The sequence below is a fragment of the Pontibacterium sp. genome (assembly GCF_041587635.1).
GTDB lineage: Bacteria > Pseudomonadota > Gammaproteobacteria > Pseudomonadales > Balneatricaceae > Pontibacterium.
Genome location: NZ_JBFGYC010000519.1, coordinates 1 through 2863, shown reverse-complemented (window position 1 = coordinate 2863; position 2863 = coordinate 1). Strand labels below are relative to the sequence as shown.

General features: G+C 47.3%; 4 protein-coding genes. 2 read left to right on the top strand and 2 right to left on the bottom strand.

All coding sequences use genetic code 11. From position 1 onward, the window contains the following. Positions 1-136 precede the first annotated feature (136 nt). The gene (locus ABYW01_RS18380; protein WP_372835648.1) at positions 137-664 is read right to left on the bottom strand and encodes a TIGR02281 family clan AA aspartic protease; all 528 of its coding nucleotides are present in this window, start codon (positions 662-664) and stop codon (positions 137-139) included. A gap of 41 nt (positions 665-705) precedes the next feature. Beyond that, positions 706-1848, bottom strand: a complete 1143-nt coding sequence (locus ABYW01_RS18375) for a response regulator (protein ID WP_372835647.1) — start codon at positions 1846-1848, stop codon at positions 706-708. Positions 1849-2149: 301 nt separating this feature from the next. Here ABYW01_RS18375 and ABYW01_RS18370 point away from each other — a divergent pair, with 301 nt between their 5' ends. Together ABYW01_RS18370 and ABYW01_RS18365 are read left to right on the top strand one after the other, a co-directional pair. Next, positions 2150-2599, top strand: a complete 450-nt coding sequence (locus tag ABYW01_RS18370) for a YaiI/YqxD family protein (RefSeq protein ID WP_372835645.1) — start codon at positions 2150-2152, stop codon at positions 2597-2599. Between the two features lie 117 nt (positions 2600-2716). After that, positions 2717-2863, top strand: a 147-nt coding sequence (locus ABYW01_RS18365) for a YbaN family protein (RefSeq protein ID WP_372835650.1), incomplete at its 3' end; no start/stop codon positions are given.

The following is a 2863-nucleotide window of genomic DNA, read 5'->3' as shown; positions in this document are numbered from 1 at the left end:
TGTAGGTTCATTAGAAGGCTTCTGAGGTTTAGTTATTCCGGTAGCACGATAGTGTATAAAGTCTTGTGGTTTCTAATGGGAGCTGATGCAAATTACAGGTGTGAGAGCAGACGCGTTGAGGGGGAACTGGAAGTAATTAGTGGCGCAGGCGCAAAGTGTCGCCTTTCTGCACCATTTCCAGATGTTTCATAAAGCTCATACCTAGTAACACGGTATTACCTTCCATATACGGATTAATATGTGCCCGCATATCGTTGAGTGTAATGCTTCCTAAAGAGACGCTGTCCAGACGAACGTTGTGCACCGTAATGGAGCCATTTGCGGTGTTGACCATACTGCTACCCCGTTGTCGTAACTGCATTTTATCGGCCACTGATTTGGGAATACTGATTGAGGTCGCGCCGGTGTCCAGCATAAAAATGACGGGTACATCGTTGATCAGACCCGGTGCGACATAGTGCCCATAAGCATTGCGCTTCAGAACGACCTCAGGTGATGATTGGCCTGTTGGATTGGCCAGATGAAGGTTGGGATTGTGTTTCTTTTCCAGCAGGTCGCCAAAGTAGACGGTCAGACCTGCCAGCAAAATAATCCAGAAGCCATACGTCATGAGGCGCGCCATAATACGGCGGTTGTGGTCGGGATCTTTCTGGACGACGGGCATAAAAGCTATCTTTCTTAGGAACTCGCGACAGTGGTTGTTCTTTATCCACTGGTTAAGTTGTAATTGATTTTGTACATCAGCATGTCTTTGTCGACAGGCTTCATCATGACCTCGTTTATCCCCATCTTAACAGCTTCCATGACTTTGTCTTTATCCCCTTGTTTTGCCAGCGCCATGATTTTTGTATTCTGCAGTTTAGGGTGGTTCTGAATGCGGGAGATGACATGCAGTGCGCTCATATCGGGTAGTGTCAGGTCAACAAGCGCGATGCGTGGTTGCCACTGCTCTAGCATCTTCAGGGCGTGGGCTGCATGGGTAGATATATTGGGTGAATATCCGGTTTCTTCCAGATAAGTCGCCAGTCTCATCAGTTCCTGCTCTTCATCTTCTAAGATCATAATGCTGACCGCGGAAGGCTGGTTCTGTTTTATTTCATGTTGCAAGCTGGATTTGTTGTTTTCGGATTGGGTAACCAGATCGCTGACCAGCGAATTAACGCTTTCACTCGCGTTATGTTTCTCTCCCTGAAGCTGAGGCATTAGTGTGTTAGTCGCATGGTCATCAATGATAGCGTTGACCGCCTGAGCACAGATATTCGGATTGTTGGGTTGTTCGCTGCGCATGCGTTCTTTCATCGATTCCATCGAGAACGTCACCGTTGCCATCAAGCGCTGCAGAGACTCCTGATTAAGGTTCATCAGCTCCTGACCGGAGGTCGCGACCTGATCAAAGTAGCTACACATCTCATCCACCGACATGGATTTACTCTGCTTCAGACTGTTGGTGGATAACAGGCGACGTAGAGTGCGCAGGCGCAGCAGAATATGATGCGGGTCGTAGAGTGGTTTTACGATGAAGTAGTCGTTGAAGATATCTTTGTTGCAGATATTAAACGCATTCTGTACCTGTTCTTTGCAGCAGAGTACCATTGTCGACGATATCTTATCTTCGATGGTCCGATCATTTCGAATCATATGAAGGAAGCAGACTTCTGCTTCCTGAACGTCACCGTAGCCGAACAGCACGACATCAATACCTTTGCTGTTTATGACTTCCACCGCTTGTTCTGGACTGCAGGCCAGGTAGAAACAGCTAAAGTGCCGTTTTATAAGGCGAATGATGGTTTCTAGTGGACCTTTGTTGTCCGTGATGAGCAGTACTGAGAACTTGTTCTGACGACTCATGGGTTCCTTCTCCGGTGTATTATCCGGTGGCACATGAGATTTTTTGGGGACCTGCATGGTCCAAAAAATCGTTACGGCAGCTCCTCCCTGAATCTGCGACAACAATGTGGCAGCATCCTGCTATTGGTCGGGAGCACTCGTTTCTGCTAAATATGGGTATTCTGAAACTGTTCGAACCACGTAATATAAGTTATTGAATGTAAACTCATATTATGTGCGTTTATTGTATGTTCAATAAAGGTAGTTCATGCATACATTTTTTCAATGAAATGATGCATTTGAATTGATAATCGGTAGAGATATGCAGATTTGGGTTGATGCGGATGCGTGTCCGCGTGTGATTAAAGATATTTTATTTCGTGCCGCTGAACGGACGGAAACCCGGTTAACACTGGTTGCAAACCAGTTTCTGGCAACACCTCCGTCACCTTTGATCAGTTCGATCCAGGTACCGGCAGGGTTTGATGTAGCAGATAACACCATTGTACAGAAGCTGGAAACCGGAGATCTGGTGATCACTGCTGATATTCCTCTTGCCGCCGAGGTCATTGAAAAGGGTGGCCATGCCTTGAATCCGCGTGGTGAAATGTACAGCAAAGAGAATATTCGCCAACGGCTATCGATGCGTGATTTTATGGATACGCTGAGAAGCTCCGGTATTGATACCGGGGGGCCTCCTGCGCTTAATCAGCATGATCGTCAGATGTTCGCCAATAAACTGGATCGTTTTCTGGCAAAAGCGGGTAAATAAACGCTCCGGTGTGACGCGGAAGGGTGTCTGCGCTAGGATTAGTAGTTATACGCGACATTAACAGAATCATGAACGCTGGGTGTCTGGCTTGAAGAAAGTTGGATTGAGGAGTGCTACATGGGCAGAATGATCTATCTCGTTGTCGGGCTGATCTGCTTGCTGGCTGGTTTCATCGGTATCTTTTTGCCGTTGTTGCCGACCACGCCGTTTGTGCTTCTTGCGGCGTACTGTTTCTCGCGTAGCTCTGAGCGCTTACACCAGAAG